This window comes from Bradyrhizobium tropiciagri (genome assembly GCF_018130545.1).
Lineage (GTDB): Bacteria > Pseudomonadota > Alphaproteobacteria > Rhizobiales > Xanthobacteraceae > Bradyrhizobium > Bradyrhizobium tropiciagri_A.
Genome location: NZ_JAFCKF010000012.1, coordinates 56,155 through 71,989, shown reverse-complemented (window position 1 = coordinate 71,989; position 15,835 = coordinate 56,155). Strand labels below are relative to the sequence as shown.

The window sequence follows — 15,835 nt, the reverse complement described above, 5'->3', positions numbered from 1 at the left end:
CAGCCATGTTGATCAGCCAAGTCGATCCTGCCATGCCGGGTTCACCCGCGATTCACGTCGTGGGACGGATGAGGTGGAAGATTATGAGGCGCCCGCCTCCCGCAATCGCTGGCAAACGCCAGCGCCCGCCAGAACATCTGGTGATGCAGCACTTGCCTCTGGCAACTTATGGTGGATGGCGCCCTCACGGATGCAAGCACCGACTGGTCATTTATTTCACTATCCGAATAAATTTATCGGAGAGCAAGGGATCATGAGGCGCAGTCTCCCGGAATTGCTTGTCAGTCCACCAGCCAATTCGGTGGCATTGCTGCTTCTGGCAACCTTCGGTGAGATTGTGCCCTTACTATGCTAGGGATGCAAGCGCCATTTATTTCACTATCCGAAGAAATTAATTGGAGCTGCTAGCCGGCGGCGGCCGCGGCCTTCAGGCATCGATCTCCGAGAGATCGTCGACAACAAGCAATGCCTCGGCAAAATCGTCGTCGCTGAAATAGGTGCTGCGGGTGATGACGACGGGGATGCCCGCCCCCGCCGCGGCGGCGAGGCCGTTGCCGGAATCCTCGACGGCGATGCAATCCGCCGGCCCGAGCCCGAGCCGCGCCAGAACCTCGATATAGACATCGGGCGCCGGCTTCTTTCGCGGCACGTCGTCGCCGGCGACGATCGTCTCGAACAGATCGGCCCAATCAAGCCCGAGCGCGACCGAGAGCAGCGCATCGATATTACCATGCGAGGTCGTCGTCGCGATCGCCAGACGCTGGCCGCGACGGCGGGCGCCGGCGAGCCAGGCCCGGACGCCGGGCCGCAAAGGGCAGCTGCCGCCCGCAATCAGAGCGGCGTAGCGCGCGGTCTTGATCCTGTGCAGGTCGGCGATCTCAGCGAATGTCAGCGACGGAACCGCGTTGCGTTGGTCGAAGGCGCGGATGCGCTCCTTGCCGCCGGCTGTGCGAAGCAGCCGCGCGTAGGTGACCTGATCCCAGAACCAGTCGAGGCCGGCTTCGGCAAACGCCTCATTGAAGGCGCGGCGATGCACCTCTTCCGTCTCGGCGAGCGTGCCGTCGACATCGAAGATCAGGGCACGCGCGCCAGCGATGATATCGCGCATCCCGGCAGTCCGGATCGTCGCGAGCGCGTGGTTCATCGCCCCTCGTCCGCCCCTTTCGCGAACACGCGGCTGGCCAGCACGTCGCCGGCCTCGATCGACATCACGTCGTCGGCCGTGAGCGTGCGGTCGAGCTTCGCCACGATCCGGTTGGCCTGGCGTAGCCGGATGCGATCGAGCGCGTTGCGGATCGAGCGGGCATTGGAGAACAGCGGCTGTTCCTTGCGGATGCCGATGTACCGGGTGAAGGCCTCGCGTGCTTCCGGAGAAAAGCGATAATTCTGCTGCTGCAACATCAATTCGGCGATCCAGAGCAGCTCGCCATCCGAATAGTCCGGGAAGTCGATGTGATGTGCGATCCGGGAGCGGAAGCCTGGATTGCTCTGGAAGAATTTCTCCATGCGGTCGCCATAGCCGGCCAGGATCACCACCAGATCCTCGCGCTGCGCTTCCATGATCTGCAACAGGATCTCGATCGCCTCCTGGCCGTAGTCGCGCTCGTTCTCGGGACGGTAGAGGTAATAGGCCTCGTCGATGAACAGCACGCCGCCCATCGCCTTCTTCAAGATCTCCTTGGTCTTCGGCGCGGTGTGGCCGATATATTGCCCGACGAGGTCATCGCGCGTGACGCTGATGACGTGGCCGCGGCGCACGAAGCCGAGCTTGTGCAGGATGCCGGCCATCCGCAGCGCAACCGTGGTCTTGCCGGTGCCGGGATTGCCGGTGAACGACATGTGCAGGGTCGGGAATGTCGTCGCCAACGCCATCTTCTGCCTGATGCGTTCGACCAGCAGCAGAGAGGCGATCTCACGGATGCGGGTCTTTACAGGCTTGAGGCCGATCAATTCGGAATCGAGCTGGTCGAGCACATTTCCGATGCCGAGGTCGGCGAATTCATGCCGGAGATCGATGGTCTCGGGCGGGGTCTGGCGGATTTGTTCGCTAATCTGTTCTTGCGCTTGCGTCATTATCCTCTCGCTTTCAGAAAAGCTCCGTCGTCGCTGCGGCGACGACGGAGAAGTGCATCCGGACCAGGCGGTCGAGGGAGCAACCCGTCTGGCTTGCCAACCGGACGCGGTTACTGATCTGCGTAGCGCTCGCCCTCGGGGCGATCCAGCGCGTAAGCCCTGGTCGTATAGCTAACGCTGCGGCCGCCGACCTCTTGCCGCTCGAGGCGGAAGCCGGGCTCGTTCTTTGGCCGGTTGACGATGAAAGAGATGCGCACGGACTCCCAGCCATGGGAAGAATCGAACCCGCTCATGCGGATGTAGCGGTCTCCATAGACACGGCGGCAATCGGCGAGCTCCTTCATGATGCCGGCGGCATCGCGCAGGTCGAACATCGGCAGGCCCCACATGTCCCAATAAGTATTGCGGGGATGCGGGTCGTCGGTGAACTCGATGTTCACCGCCCAGCCCTTGTCGAGGCAGTATTGCACCTGCGCTGCGATCTGCTCATCGGTGAGATCGGGCAGGAAAGAATAGCAGCCTTGGGTCACTCTCATGTCGATTCTCCTTTCACTGCGTCACGTTGCCGGGGTCGCGGTCGGGGCAAAGTCCGGCGAGTCAGTCGACTCGTAGTTGAAGCTCACGTCCTTCCAGACCTCGAGCGCGTCGCGCAGCGGCGTGCACGTCTGGGCGGCCTTGGCGAGGATCTCCGGACCTTCGTGGACGTAGTCGCGGCCCTCGTTGCGGGCGAGAATCATGGCTTCGAGCGCAACGCGGTTGGCGGTGGCGCCGGCCTGGATACCCTTCGGATGGCCGATGGTCCCGCCGCCGAACTGCAGCACGACGTCCTCGCCGAGATGATCGAGCAATTGGTGCATCTGGCCGGCGTGGATGCCGCCCGAGGCGACCGGCATCATCTTGTTGAGGCTTGCCCAAGGCTGATCGAAGAACACGCCATGCTCGAGCGTCATCGGGTTGAAGTCCTCGCGGCAGATGTCGTAGTAGCCGCGCGTCGTCGCCGGGTCTCCTTCAAGCTTCCCGACGACGGTGCCGGCATGGATGTGATCGACACCGGCGAGCCGCATCCATTTGGCGATAACGCGAAACGAGACGCCGTGCAAACGCTGGCGCGTGTAGGTCGAGTGGCCGGCACGATGCAGATGCAGGATCATGTCGTTGCGGCGCGCCCATTTCGCCATCGACTGGATCGCCGTGTAGCCGATCACGAGGTCGATCATGATGATGACGGAGCCGAGCTGCTTGGCGAACTCGGCGCGCTCGTACATGTCTTCCATGGTGCCCGCGGTCACGTTGAGATAGGTGCCTTTGACCTCGCCGGTAGCCGCCTGCGCGCGATTGACGCCTTCCATGCAATACAGGAAGCGGTCGCGCCAATGCATGAAGGGCTGCGAGTTGATATTCTCGTCGTCCTTGCAGAAGTCGAGTCCGCCTTTCAGTGCCTCGTAGACGACGCGGCCATAGTTGCGGCCGGACAGGCCAAGCTTCGGCTTCACGGTGGCGCCGAGCAACGGTCGGCCGAACTTGTCGAGCCGCTCGCGCTCCACCACGATCCCGGTCGCCGGACCCTGGAAGGTCTTCACATAGGCAGTCGGCAGCCGCATGTCCTCGAGCCGCAGCGCCTTCAGCGGCTTGAAGCCGAACACGTTGCCGATGATCGACGCCGTCAGGTTCGAGATCGAGCCCGGCTCGAACAGATCGAGGTCATAGGCGATATAGGCAAAGTAGCTGCCGGGCGAGTTCGGCACCGGATCGACGCGATAGCACTTCGCGCGGTATTTCTCCGCGGCGGTCAGCCGATCGGTCCACACCACGGTCCAGGTCGCGGTCGAGGATTCACCCGCGACCGCCGCGCAAGCCTCGGTCGGATCGACGCCGTCCTGCGGCGTCACGCGGAACAGGGCGATGACGTCGGTGTCCTTGGGCTCGTAGTTCGGCTCCCAATAGCCCATCCGCTTGTATTCCATCACGCCGGACTTGTAGCGATCCTTGCCGCGCACCGTGATCGACTGCTGCATATTCATTAAACTCTCCTGTCGTTCGTCGCCGTCTGCTCAGGCGGCCTGGGTCATCTTTCCAATCTGCGGGTCGAGTGCGCCGGCGCGGTAGCGACGGGCCATTTCAGGCAGTGCGACCACCTTGATCCTGGCGGCATTGCCGGCGGTGCCGAACTGCTCGAAGCGGTCACGGCAGAGTTCGCGCAACGCATCCATCGCAGGCTTGAGGAATTTGCGCGGATCGAACTCGCTCTTCGACTGCGTGGCGACCTTGCGGAAGGCCGCCGCCATCGCCAGCCGGCAATCGGTGTCGATATTGACCTTGCGCACGCCGTGCTTGATGCCGCGGACGATCTCCTCGACCGGCACGCCCCAGGTCTGCGGCATCTCGCCGCCGAACTGGTTGAACATGTCCTGCAGCGGCTGCGGTACCGAGGACGAGCCGTGCATGACTAGATGCGTGTTGGGCAGGCGGGTGTGGATCTCCTCGACCACGCGCATCGCCAGGATCTCGCCGTCAGGCTTGCGCGTGAACTTGTAGGCGCCGTGCGAGGTGCCCATCGCGATCGCCAGCGCGTCGACCTTGGTGGCGCGGACGAAATCGACCGCCTGGTCGGGATCGGTGAGCAGCTGATCATGGCTCACCGTGCCTTCGACGCCGTGGCCGTCCTCCTGCTCGCCGCCGCCATGCTCGAGCGAGCCGAGCACGCCGAGCTCGCCTTCGACCGACGCGCCGACCCAATGCGCCATGTCGACCACCCGCCGGGTGATATCGACATTGTAGTCATAGTCGGCGGCGGTCTTGGCGTCGGCCTTCAGCGAGCCGTCCATCATCACGGAGGTGAAGCCGTAGCGGATCGCGGTGGCGCAGGTCGCCTCTTCATTGCCGTGATCGAGATGCAGGCAGAGCGGGATCTGCGGATACATCTCCTCCAGCGCATCGATCATCTTCGCCAGCATGATGTCGTTGGCATAGGACCGCGCGCCGCGCGAGGCCTGGATGATGACCGGCGCATCGCAGGCGGCCGCCGCCTCCATGATGGCGAGACCCTGCTCCATGTTGTTGATGTTGAAGGCCGGCACGCCGTAGCCGCGTTCGGCGGCGTGGTCCAGCAATTGCCTCAGTGTGATCCGCGCCATCGTGGCGTCCTCCTTTCAATTCGCTCGTTGCATGAGCTGTTTTGCTGCAGCAGTGATTGCCGCGGGCGTGATGCCGAATTCGCGGTACAGCACGTCGGCCGGTGCGGAGGCGCCGAAGCCGGTCATGCCCACGAAGGCTCCGTTGTCACCGAGCCAGCGTGCCCAGTCGCCCTCGACCGCAGCTTCCACGCCGACGCGCGGCGCGCTGCCCAGAACTTTGGCGCGATAGTCGCTCGGCTGCTGGCGGAACAGATCGAAGCACGGGGCCGAGACGACCGCGGCCTGTACTCCGTCTTCCGCCAGCAGCCTTGCGGCTTCGAGCGCGATCGCCACCTCCGAACCCGTTGCAATCAGGGTGACGTCACGCGCGAAGGACGGCTCGACGAGAACGTAGGCGCCGAGCGCGACCTGGTTATCCTTGATTTCGGTGCGAACCGTCGGCAGTGCCTGCCGCGACAGGCAGAGGATCGACGGCGAACTCTCCGCCTTCAGCGCGCAGTCCCAGGCTTCCGCCGTCTCGACCGCATCGGCCGGGCGGAACACCAGGACGTTCGGGATCGCGCGCAGCGCCGCCAGATGCTCGACCGGCTGATGCGTCGGCCCGTCTTCGCCGAGCCCGATCGAATCGTGGGTCATCACGTGGACGACGCGGATCCCCATCAGCGCCGCCATGCGGATCGCCGGCCGGCTGTAATCGGCGAAGCTGAGGAAGGTGCCTCCATAGGGGATGAACCCGCCATGCAGCGCGATGCCGTTCATCGCCGCGGCCATGCCATGCTCGCGGATGCCGTAGTGGATGTAGCTGCCGTCGAGCGTTTCGGGCCGCACCGAGACCTGCGACTTCGCCTGCGTCAGGTTGGAGTGCGTCAGGTCGGCCGAGCCGCCCAGCAGATTGGGCAGCGCTTCCGCGATCACGTCGATCACCTGCTGCGAGGCCTGTCGCGTGGCGAGCTTCGGCCGCTCGGTCGCAAAGCGCTCGACGAGCGCGGCCATCGCCTTGGTATAGGTGCAGGGCAGTTTCCGGTTCAGCGCATCGTGGAACGGAGACCGCTCGCCCTTGTCCGCCTTGCAAGCGGCACGCGAGCGCTCGATCCAGGCCCGCCGCGCGTCACGGCCGCGACCGCCGAGCTCGCGCCACTCGGCGAGCACCGCATCGGGAATCTCGAAGGCCGGATACGGCCAGCGCAGCGCGCTGCGGGTCTTCGCCACCTCGTCGGCACCGAGCGGCGCGCCATGCACCTTCTCGCTGCCCTGCCGGTTCGGCGCGCCGAACCCGATCACCGTCCGGCAGGCGATCAGCGACGGACGATCGCTCGCTCGCGCCTGCTTGATCGCCGCGGAAATCGCTTCCGGATCGTGGCCGTCGATGCGGCACACATTCCAGCCGCTGGCCCGAAACCGTGCGGCCTGGTCGTCCGAGCAGGACAGCGAAGTCGCGCCGTCGATCGAGATGCGGTTGTCGTCGAACAGCACGATCAGGCGATTGAGCCGCAGATGGCCGGCCAGCGAGATTGCCTCATGGCTGAGGCCTTCCATCAGGCAGCCGTCGCCGGCGATCACATAGGTGTAGTGGTCGACGAGCTCGTCACCGAAGCGGGCATTCATCAGCCGCTCGGCAAGCGCCATGCCGACCGCGGTCGCAATCCCCTGTCCGAGCGGTCCCGTCGTGGTCTCGACGCCAGGCGTATGGCCATACTCGGGATGGCCTGGGGTCTGCGATCCCCATTGACGGAAAGCCTTGAGCTGATCGACCGTCATGCTCTCGTAGCCCGTCAGATAGAGCAGCGCATAGAGCAGCATCGAGCCGTGACCGGCCGACAGCACGAAGCGGTCGCGGTCGGGCCAGGCCGGATCGGCCGGGTCGAACTTCAGGAAGTCGGTGAACAGCACGGTGGCGACATCAGCCATGCCCATCGGCATGCCGGGATGGCCGGACTTCGCCTGCTCCACCGCGTCGATGGCGAGGAAGCGGATGGCGTTGGCCATCTCGTCATGGCTGATGTCGGGGCGGCTCGCAACGGACGCAAGTGCGGTCGTCATATCGTTCGCCTCTTTCGTTCGATCAGTTGCAGGATCAGCGGGGTCAGGATCAGCTGCATCGCGAGGTCGAGCTTGGCGCCGTGCACCACGATCGAATTGGCACGCGACATGAAGCTGTTCGGGATCATCGAGAGCAGATAGGGGAAATCGATGCCGCGCGGATTCTTCAGGCGGATCACGACCATCGATTCATCCGGGGTCGGGATCCAGCGCGCGATGAACGGGTTCGACGTGTCGACCGTCGGCACGCGCTGGAAGTTGATGTCGGTCTCGGTGAATTGCGGGCAGATGTAATTCACGTAGTCCGGCATGCGGCGCAGGATGGTGTCGGTCACCGCCTCGGTGGAGTAGCCGCGATGGCTGCGATCGCGATGCAGCTTTTGGATCCATTCGAGGTTGATGACCGGCACGACGCCGATCTTGAGATCCGCGTGCTGCGCGACATTCACCTTGTCGGTGACCACGGCGCCATGCAGGCCCTCGTAGAACAGCAGGTCGGAATTCTCCGGCAGTGCCTCCCAGGCGGTGAAGGTGCCGGGCTTGGCGCCGTAGAGCCGTGCCTCCTCCTCGTCGTGCACATAGTGCCGCGTCGTTCCGGTGCCGGTCTCGGCATAGTCGCTGAACAGCTTCTCCAGCTCTTCGAACAGATTGGTCTCGGGGCTGAAATGGCTGAAGTGCTTGTTGCCGCGCTCTGCCTTCTCCGACATCAAGCTGCGCATCTCGGCACGGTCGTAGCGGTGGAAGGCGTCGCCCTCGATGTAGGCCGCGACCACGTTCTCGCGGCGGAAGATGTTCTCGAACGTCTTCTTCACCGAGGTGGTGCCGGCGCCGGAGGAGCCGGTGATCGAGATGATGGGATGTCGACGAGACATACGTTCCCCCTTCAGCGGAACAGGCCGCGCCGCGCGAACAGCGGGGCATCGCTGCTCTCGAACAACGGCTCGACGGTCAGGTGGATCGCATCGACGTCGCGCACGGCGCGCGTCGATCCCATGATCAGCGGCACGCGCTGATGCGGCGTGCGTGCCGACAATTCGAGGATGCGCGAGCGGCCATTCGACGCGGCGCCGCCGGCCCATTCCATGATCAACGCGATCGGGTGCGCCTCGTACAGTAGGCGCAAGCGGCCTTCGCGATAACCCTGGCGCGCATCCGCCGGATACAGGAACACGCCGCCGCGCATCAGGATGCGGTAGGCTTCCGCCACCAGCGAGCCGATCCAGCGCATGTTGAAATCCTGGCCGAGCTCGCCATTCACCCCGGCGAGGCAGTCGTCGATATAATTGCGCACCGGGCCGCTCCAGTGCCGCCGGTTCGAAGCATTGATGGCGAACTCCGAGGCGTCCTGCGGCACCCGCAGGTCGCGCCCAGTCAGGACGAACTCGCCGCTGCGCGGATCCAGCGTGAAGCAGTCGACGCACTGGTCGAGCGCCAGCACCAGCACGGTCTGCGGACCGTAGATGAAGCAGCCGGCGGCGCACTGCGCGGTGCCAGGCTCGAAGAAGGTCGAGAGGATGTCGTTGCCCTTCGGCCGGATCGAGAAGATGGTGCCGATCGAGATATTGTTTTCGAGATTGGCCGATCCATCGAGCGGATCGATCGCGACGCAGAGCGGCGCATCGGGATCGAGCGTCTCCGGCAGCTCGGCCTCTTCCGACAGCAGCGCGGCGACCGGCGCGGTACGCAACGCGTCGCGCATCAGGCCGTCGGCGACGATGTCGATGGTCTTCTGGCGATCGCCGTCGGGATTGACGCCGCCGCTCTCGCCGACGATGCCGGCGAGCGGTCCGGCGGCAATGGTGCGCGACAGCTCGATCGCGGCCGCAGCAAGCGCTTCGATCACCGCAACGGTCGCGGCGCGCAGCGGGTTATGCCGCGTCGGCCACTCCAGATGGGCATGCAATGCAGGACGAATCTCCACCGGCCTCTCCCTATGATCGCGCCCTCTGTCCCGAGGCTTCGAGAGGCGACCTCAGGGGAGTCGCCCTGGCACTATCAACGCGCGAATTGCCCAATTAGGGAAATTTCATTATCTTGGGTCTGGGCAAAGTTTTTCTTATGGAGCTTGTCATATGGCTGGCAACTTCACGCGGGACCTCACCATCCGCCAGTTGCGCGCATTGTCGACCCTGCACGAGGCCGGCTCGATCACCTCGGCGGCCAACCGCTTGAACCTGACGCAACCCGCGGTAACGCTGCAGCTCCGCAATTTGCAGGCGCTGGCGGGATTGCCGCTGATCCAGCGCACCGGCGACGGCATGGCGCTGACCGATGCCGGCGCGCATGTGCTGGCGCTGGTGGAACGGATCGAGGCGGCGCTGAAGGATTGCGAGCAATCGCTCGACATGATCGCCGGCCGCAGCGGCGGCCGCGTCGCGATGGGCGCTGTCTCGACCGCGAAATACTTCGTGCCGTTCGCGATCGCGGCGTTCTCGCGCCGCTTTCCCAAGATCGAGGTCACGCTGCGGATCGGCAACCGCGAGGAGATCCGCGACGCGCTGCGCGGCTACGACCTCGATATCGCGGTCATGGGCAGGCCGCCGGCCGATGTCGAGGTCGAGATGAAGCCGCTCGGCCGGCATCCGCACTTCATCATCGCAGCACCCGACCATCGGCTGGCGCGGCGGCGGCACGTCGCCCCGTCGGAGCTCGCCAATGAAACCTTCATCACCCGCGAGCAAGGGTCAGGCACGCGGATGCTGATGCAGCAATATTTCGAGCGGGTCGGACTGGAGCCGAAGCTCGGCATGGCGATGGACAGCAACGAGACCATCAAGCAGGCGGTCATGGCCGGGCTCGGCATCGCCTTCATCTCCCAGCATACGGTGTTCCATGAGCTGGAGGATGGCCGGCTGGTGGTGCTCAAGGTGAAGGGCCTGCCGATCGTCCGGCAGTGGCATGCGATCAGGCGGATCGACAAGATCCTGCTGCCGCCGGCGCAGGCCATGTTGGACTTTCTCGGCAAGGAGGGCTGGCGTTATCTGCCGAATTCGCACTAGCGGAAGAATCGCCACGACGCGAAAAATGGAGCTGGTACCGTATGTTAAGCATTGCAGTTCCGACAAGCGCATGCCACATCTTGAGTGCGGTCAGTGGCGGACCGTATCCCTGCGAGGGAGGATGAACTGCAAAACCAGTCCCCGCCGATGCCTGACTTCAAGGCGTTATTCGAGGCGGCGCCCGGCCTTTATCTGGTGCTGACCCAGCCCGACTTCCGTATCGTAGCCGCAAGCGACGCCTATCTGCGCGCCACCAAGACCGAGCGCGCGGCGGTCCTCGGGCGCCACCTGTTCGAAATCTTTCCCGACAATCCGGACGATCCGGCGGCAGACGGGGTGCGGAACCTGCGCGCCTCGCTCGAGCGCGTGGTCCAGTTCCGCCGCCCCGACACCATGACGGTGCAGAAATACGACATCCGTAAGCCCGAGTCGGAGGGCGGCGGATTCGAGGAAAAGTTCTGGAGCCCGCGCAATACGCCGGTGTTCGGGCCGACCGGACAGTTCATCTACATCATCCATCGGGTGGAAGACGTCACCAGCTTCATCCAGCTGAAGCAGCGCGGCGCCGAGCAGGCCGAGCTGACCGACCGGCTGCGCGAGCGCACCGAGCGGATGGAAGCCGAGATCTTCATGCGCGCCCGCGAAGTGGAGGCTGCGCGCGAGCAGCTCGAAGCCGAGCAGAAGCTGCGCCAGGTGCAGAAGATGGAAGCCGTCGGGCACCTCACCGGCGGCATCGCGCACGACTTCAACAACATCCTGACCGTCATTACCGGCCTGATCGACATCCTCGCCGAGGCGGTCGAGCACGACGCCGCGCTGTCGTCAGTGACAAAGATGATCAGCGACGCCGCCTTTCGCGGCGCCGAAGTGACCAAGCATCTGCTGGCGTTCTCGCGGCAGCAGCCGCTGCAACCGCGCGAAGCCGATCTCAACACGCTGGTGCAGGACACTGCGCGGTTGCTGCGCCCGTCGCTCGGCGAGCAGATCGAGATCGACACCGCGCTCGAGTCCGATGCCTGGCCGGCCTTCATCGACCCCAACCACATGGCGACCGCGCTGCTCAATCTCGCCGTCAATGCCCGCGATGCGATGCCCGACGGCGGCAAGCTGATGCTGGAGACCAGCAACGTCATCCTCGACGAGGTCTATGCCGCCGCGAATCCCGACGTGCGCGCGGGCGAGTATGTGATGGTCGCGGTCAGCGACACCGGCGGCGGAATCCCGGCGGCGATCCGCGACAAGGTGTTCGAACCGTTCTTCACCACCAAAGACACCGGCAAGGGCACCGGCCTCGGGCTCAGCATGGTCTATGGCTTCATCAAGCAGTCCGACGGCCATCTCAAGATCTATTCCGAAGAGGGCCACGGCACGTCGATCAAGCTCTATCTGCCGCGCAGCGTGGGCGACATGGTCGACGTCGAGCCGCCGCCTCCGGTCGACACCCGCGGCGGCCATGAATCCATTCTGGTCGTCGAGGACGATCCGCTGGTCCGCAACTATGTCAGTGCACAGCTCGAGCAGCTCGGCTACCGCACCATGGTCACCGCCAACGGGCCGGAAGCATTGGCCGCGGTCGACAATGGCTTCGTCTGCGACGTGCTGTTCACCGACGTCATCATGTCCGGCGGCATGAATGGCCGGCAGGTCGCCGATGCCGTGATCGCCAGGCTGCCCTCGGTGCGCGTGCTCTTCACCTCGGGCTATACCGAGGATGCGATCATCCATCACGGCCGTCTCGACCCCGACGTGACGCTGCTGCCGAAGCCTTATCGCAAGGCCGATCTGGCGCGGATGATCCGGCAGGTGCTGACGCAGTCTCCCGCATCGTCGGTTGCCGCCAAGTAACGCGAGCCGCTCAGGACTAGAACGCGGCCGGCTCCGGCATCACGCGTCCCCGCTCTGCTTCCTGGTCTGGTCGGCCGGCACGGCGCATCCCGACAGGAACAGTGCCGCACAAGCCTTCACGCGTGCCTCGATCTCGCTGCGCGTCAGCACCGGCTTGTGCCCGAACATCACGTCGCGCTGCGGCTTGAACACGAGCATGCCGAGCAGCATGCCGGCGGCCGCCTCGGTATCGTCGAGCACGATCCGCCCTCGCCGCTGCTGCACGCCGAGCCAGCCCGCCAGCGCAGCGATGGTCCGCTGCATGGCCTTCTCGTAGAACGTCTCGGCTATGTCGGGGAATTTGTCGCTCTCGGCCAGGATGATCCGTTGCAGCGCAATGACCTCGCCATCGAGAATGAGCTCGGCGCAAGTCAGCAGCGCAGTCTCCAGCGCCGCCGCAATAGTGCGGCCATCGCAGGCGCCGAGATTCACGATCGACACGAACCGGTCCACCCGGTCCGTCACCATGCCTTCGAACAGCGCCAGCTTGGTTGGGATCAAACGATAGAGCGTCTTGGTGGAGACACCTGCGCGGCAGGCCACGTCGGCGATATTGGCCGCAGCGAAGCCGCGCTCTGAAAATTCACGCCGCGCAGCCTCATAGATCAGCGTGCGCGTCTCGTCGTCGGAGCGAAGCTGCGGCCGCCCGCGGCCGCGCCGCTCCGGCGCGGCCTGCTCCGTCTGGTCTTTGTCATTCCGGTTCATCCGCGAGCCATGCTTTTAGATGATGACTGTCATTCTATTGACAGTCCCAATATGGGCTCTATTTTGGAAAACATCAAGTTTCCTAATTAATCCCGTGACCGCACGCCGACATTGGCAAGGCTTTTCAACGGGATAGAACGGATCAGGAGCGCCGCCATGAGCCAGCATGAGACATCATTCAAGGCCGAGAGCCAGGTTCCGGCCGAGACCGCCAAGCAGCTGATCGCTACCCCGGACGCCGCCAAGCCTGCCGCCGCCAAGGGCAAGCTTCGCCGCCTGCTGCTGGCCGGCGCAGCCCTCGCCGTCCTGGCGGGTGGGGCCTGGTACGGCTGGGATTACTGGACGGTCGGCCGCTTTCAGATCTCGACCGACGACGCCTATGTGAAGGCGGACAACACCACGATCGCGCCAAAGGTCTCCGGCTATCTCAGCGCGGTGCTGGTGGGTGACAATGAGCATGTGCGCGCCGGCCAGATCCTGGCGCGGATCGACGAACGCGATTTCAAGGTCGCGCTTGATCAGGCCAAGGCCGACGTCGCCGCCGCCGAAGCCGCAATCACCAGCAAGCGCGCGCAGCTCGACGTGCAGCAATCCGTGATCGAAGCGGCCCGCGCGACGCTCGCGGTCGACACCGCGAACCAGACTTTCGCAGAGCAGGAGAACAAGCGCTACACCGACCTCGCCGGCACTGGCTTCGGCAGCGTGCAGAACGCGCAGCAGGCACAGTCGCGCTACGCCAGCGCGCAGGCCGCGGTCGCCCGCGATACCGCAAACCTCGCCTCCGCGCTGCGTCAGGTCGAGCTGCTCAAGGCCGACATTGCCCAGGCGATCGCGGCGCAGGCGCGCGCCACCGCGCTCCAGCATCAGGCCGAACTGAACCTCGGCTATACCACCGTCATTGCCCCGATCGACGGCGTGGTCGGCAACCGCACCTTGCGCACCGGCCAGTTCGTGCAGGCCGGCACGCAGCTGATGTCGCTGGTGCCGGCCACCGGCGCCTATGTGATCGCGAACTACAAGGAGACGCAGCTCACCAATGTCCGCAAGGGCCAGCCGGTCGAAATCGCGGTCGACATGTTCCCGGGACAGGTCGTGCGCGGCCATGTCGACAGCCTGGCGCCCGCCAGCGGCCAGGAATTCGCGCTGCTGCCGCCCGACAACGCCACCGGCAACTTCACCAAGGTGGTGCAGCGCATCCCGGTGAAGATCGCGCTCGACGCGACGCCGGTCGAACTGCGGCCCGGCATGTCGGTGATCCCAACGATCGCGACGCTGTCGCAACCGACCGCCGAGGCGCCGCACTCCAGCGCCTCGCCTAAGCTCGCTGTCGCCTCGTTCAAGTAATCGATGTCAAACAGGTGATGTCATGTCCGACCTCGCGCTCTCCTCCCCGGCCTCTGCGCCGCGCGCAGCGGCCGTAGCAACCGACCCCAACCGGGCCAGCCTCGCCGTCTGGATCTCCATCGTCGCCGCGATGATCGGCGCCTTCATGGCGATCCTCAATATCCAGATCACCAACGCCTCGCTGCTCAACATCGAGGGCGGCATCGGAACCGGAGTCGACAACGGCTCCTGGATCTCGACGTCCTATCTGATCGGCGAGATCGTGGTGATCCCGCTGACCGACTATCTCAGCCGGGTGTTCTCGTTCCGCAAGATCATCATCAGCTTCGCCACCCTGTTCGCGATTTTCTCGGTCGCCTGTGCCTTCACCCATGACCTGCCGTCGATGATCGCGATGCGCGGCCTGCAGGGCTTCTTCGGCGGCGTGCTGATCCCGATGGCCTTCACGCTGGTTTTCACCAAGCTGCCGAAGACCCAGCAGCCGGTCGGCCTTGCGATGTTCGCGCTTGCCGTGACCTTTGCGCCGGCGATCGGCCCGACCATCGGCGGCTTTCTCACCGAAAATTACGGCTGGCAGACCATCTTCTTCGTCAACGTGGTCCCGACCGCGGTCATGGTCATCACCCTCTATTTCACGCTGGAACGGCAGCCGATGCAGCTACATCTGCTGCGCGAGGGCGACTGGCTCGGCATTATCACCATGGCGATCGGTCTCTCGTCGCTGCAGGCCGTGCTCGAGGAAGGCAACAAGGACGACTGGTTCGGCTCGCCCTTCATCGTCAGGCTCGCGGTGATCGCAGCCGTCAGCCTCACTTTGTTCGTCTGGATCGAGCTCGTGGTCGAGAAGCCGCTGATCCGGTTGCGCCTGCTGACGCAGCGGAGTTTTGGCTTCGGCACCATCTCGGCGGTGTTCGTCGGTTTCGCGCTGTTCGGCTCGGTCTATCTGCTGCCGGCCTATCTCGGCCAGGTACAGCGCTACAATGCCGAGCAGATCGGCCAGGTGCTGGCCTGGACCGGCCTGCCGCAACTGATCCTGATCCCGCTGGTACCGAAGCTGATGCAGCGCTTCGATGCCCGCTACATCGCCTTCACCGGCATGATCCTGTTTGCGATCTCGTCCTTCATGAACATCCAGATGTCGCTCGATTACTCCGGCGACCAGTTCTTCGTGCCGAACATCGTCCGCGCGATCGGCCAGGCCATCATGCTGGCGCCGCTGTCGGCCGTCAGCCTCGGCAGCGTCGCACCGCAGGATGCGCCGGCCGCCTCCGGCATCTCCAACATGATGCGCAACCTCGGCGGGGCGATCGGCACCGCCCTGCTCGCCACCATCGTCACCAAGCGCGAGCAGTTCCACTCCAATATCATCGGCCAGTCGGTCGACCTCGGCCGCGAGGAAGTCCGCACCCGGATCGCCGAGGTCACCAACTACTTCCTGAGCCACGGCATCTCGGATCCAGCGACCGCGCACAACCAGGCGATCGTGGCGCTCGGCAACATCGTCAAGCGGCAGGCGCTGGTGCTGGGCTTCAGCGACACCTTTGCCGTGATCGGCATCGTGCTGGTGTTCGCCGCGATCGCGATCCTGTTGACCGGCAAGCCGAAGAATACGGCCGGCGGCGGCGCGGCGCATTGAGCCCTTATTGATCGCTTGTT

At 64.6% G+C, this 15,835-nt stretch carries 13 protein-coding genes; 4 read left to right on the top strand and 9 right to left on the bottom strand.

Annotated features, from left to right (window positions below; all coding sequences use genetic code 11):
- Nucleotides 1-427 precede the first annotated feature (427 nt).
- The 8 genes from JQ616_RS36480 to JQ616_RS36445 form a co-directional block, all read right to left on the bottom strand.
- Nucleotides 428-1,144 (bottom strand): HAD-IA family hydrolase, encoded by a 717-nt coding sequence (locus JQ616_RS36480; RefSeq protein ID WP_212023008.1) that lies wholly within the window; start codon nt 1,142-1,144, stop codon nt 428-430.
- The gene (gene cbbX, locus JQ616_RS36475) at nt 1,141-2,073 is read right to left on the bottom strand and encodes a CbbX protein (protein WP_212023007.1); all 933 of its coding nucleotides are present in this window, start codon (nt 2,071-2,073) and stop codon (nt 1,141-1,143) included. Before cbbX ends, JQ616_RS36480 begins: the two co-directional genes overlap by 4 nt.
- Before the next feature lie 110 nt (nt 2,074-2,183).
- Nucleotides 2,184-2,609 (bottom strand): ribulose bisphosphate carboxylase small subunit, encoded by a 426-nt coding sequence (locus tag JQ616_RS36470; RefSeq protein WP_212023006.1) that lies wholly within the window; start codon nt 2,607-2,609, stop codon nt 2,184-2,186.
- A 21-nt stretch (nt 2,610-2,630) separates the two neighbouring features.
- Nucleotides 2,631-4,088, bottom strand: coding sequence for a form I ribulose bisphosphate carboxylase large subunit (locus JQ616_RS36465; RefSeq protein WP_433996037.1), 1,458 nt, complete (start codon nt 4,086-4,088; stop codon nt 2,631-2,633).
- 36 nt (nt 4,089-4,124) lie between these two features.
- A complete protein-coding gene (gene fba / locus JQ616_RS36460) occupies nt 4,125-5,207 on the bottom strand; it encodes a class II fructose-bisphosphate aldolase (RefSeq protein ID WP_212023004.1) in 1,083 nt (360 codons plus the stop codon).
- A gap of 15 nt (nt 5,208-5,222) precedes the next feature.
- Nucleotides 5,223-7,247, bottom strand: coding sequence for a transketolase (tkt, locus tag JQ616_RS36455; protein WP_212023003.1), 2,025 nt, complete (start codon nt 7,245-7,247; stop codon nt 5,223-5,225).
- Nucleotides 7,244-8,119 (bottom strand): phosphoribulokinase, encoded by an 876-nt coding sequence (locus tag JQ616_RS36450; RefSeq protein WP_212023002.1) that lies wholly within the window; start codon nt 8,117-8,119, stop codon nt 7,244-7,246. The genes tkt and JQ616_RS36450 overlap by 4 nt, the downstream gene beginning before the upstream one ends.
- 11 nt (nt 8,120-8,130) lie before the next feature.
- Entirely contained in the window at nt 8,131-9,162 is a 1,032-nt protein-coding gene (locus JQ616_RS36445; RefSeq protein ID WP_433996036.1) for a class 1 fructose-bisphosphatase, read from the bottom strand.
- A gap of 157 nt (nt 9,163-9,319) precedes the next feature.
- Here JQ616_RS36445 and JQ616_RS36440 point away from each other — a divergent pair, with 157 nt between their 5' ends.
- Together JQ616_RS36440 and JQ616_RS36435 are read left to right on the top strand one after the other, a co-directional pair.
- Nucleotides 9,320-10,246, top strand: a complete 927-nt coding sequence (locus tag JQ616_RS36440; RefSeq protein WP_212023001.1) for a LysR family transcriptional regulator — start codon at nt 9,320-9,322, stop codon at nt 10,244-10,246.
- A gap of 147 nt (nt 10,247-10,393) precedes the next feature.
- Nucleotides 10,394-12,091 (top strand): ATP-binding protein, encoded by a 1,698-nt coding sequence (locus JQ616_RS36435; protein ID WP_212023124.1) that lies wholly within the window; start codon nt 10,394-10,396, stop codon nt 12,089-12,091.
- A gap of 39 nt (nt 12,092-12,130) precedes the next feature.
- Here the strand turns inward: JQ616_RS36435 and JQ616_RS36430 are convergent, their stop codons facing one another.
- Nucleotides 12,131-12,835 (bottom strand): TetR/AcrR family transcriptional regulator, encoded by a 705-nt coding sequence (locus tag JQ616_RS36430; protein ID WP_212023000.1) that lies wholly within the window; start codon nt 12,833-12,835, stop codon nt 12,131-12,133.
- 156 nt (nt 12,836-12,991) lie between these two features.
- Between JQ616_RS36430 and JQ616_RS36425 the strand changes: the two genes are divergently transcribed.
- Nucleotides 12,992-14,179 (top strand): HlyD family secretion protein, encoded by a 1,188-nt coding sequence (locus tag JQ616_RS36425; protein WP_212022999.1) that lies wholly within the window; start codon nt 12,992-12,994, stop codon nt 14,177-14,179.
- A gap of 22 nt (nt 14,180-14,201) precedes the next feature.
- On the top strand, nt 14,202-15,815 hold the full coding sequence (locus JQ616_RS36420) for an MDR family MFS transporter (RefSeq protein WP_212022998.1): 1,614 nt from the start codon (nt 14,202-14,204) through the stop codon (nt 15,813-15,815).
- Nucleotides 15,816-15,835 lie beyond the last annotated feature (20 nt).

What these genes read in the sequence shown, in the direction of transcription:
- JQ616_RS36480 (WP_212023008.1), bottom strand. Translation starts at nt 1,144, where the DNA reads ATGAACCACGCGCTCGCGACGATCCGGACTGCCGGGATGCGCGATATC.
- cbbX (WP_212023007.1), bottom strand. Translation starts at nt 2,073, where the DNA reads ATGACGCAAGCGCAAGAACAGATTAGCGAACAAATCCGCCAGACCCCG.
- JQ616_RS36470 (WP_212023006.1), bottom strand. Translation starts at nt 2,609, where the DNA reads ATGAGAGTGACCCAAGGCTGCTATTCTTTCCTGCCCGATCTCACCGAT.
- JQ616_RS36465 (WP_433996037.1), bottom strand. Translation starts at nt 4,088, where the DNA reads ATGCAGCAGTCGATCACGGTGCGCGGCAAGGATCGCTACAAGTCCGGC.
- fba (WP_212023004.1), bottom strand. Translation starts at nt 5,207, where the DNA reads ATGGCGCGGATCACACTGAGGCAATTGCTGGACCACGCCGCCGAACGC.
- tkt (WP_212023003.1), bottom strand. Translation starts at nt 7,247, where the DNA reads ATGACGACCGCACTTGCGTCCGTTGCGAGCCGCCCCGACATCAGCCAT.
- JQ616_RS36450 (WP_212023002.1), bottom strand. Translation starts at nt 8,119, where the DNA reads ATGTCTCGTCGACATCCCATCATCTCGATCACCGGCTCCTCCGGCGCC.
- JQ616_RS36440 (WP_212023001.1), top strand. Translation starts at nt 9,320, where the DNA reads ATGGCTGGCAACTTCACGCGGGACCTCACCATCCGCCAGTTGCGCGCA.
- JQ616_RS36435 (WP_212023124.1), top strand. Translation starts at nt 10,394, where the DNA reads ATGCCTGACTTCAAGGCGTTATTCGAGGCGGCGCCCGGCCTTTATCTG.
- JQ616_RS36430 (WP_212023000.1), bottom strand. Translation starts at nt 12,835, where the DNA reads ATGAACCGGAATGACAAAGACCAGACGGAGCAGGCCGCGCCGGAGCGG.
- JQ616_RS36425 (WP_212022999.1), top strand. Translation starts at nt 12,992, where the DNA reads ATGAGCCAGCATGAGACATCATTCAAGGCCGAGAGCCAGGTTCCGGCC.
- JQ616_RS36420 (WP_212022998.1), top strand. Translation starts at nt 14,202, where the DNA reads ATGTCCGACCTCGCGCTCTCCTCCCCGGCCTCTGCGCCGCGCGCAGCG.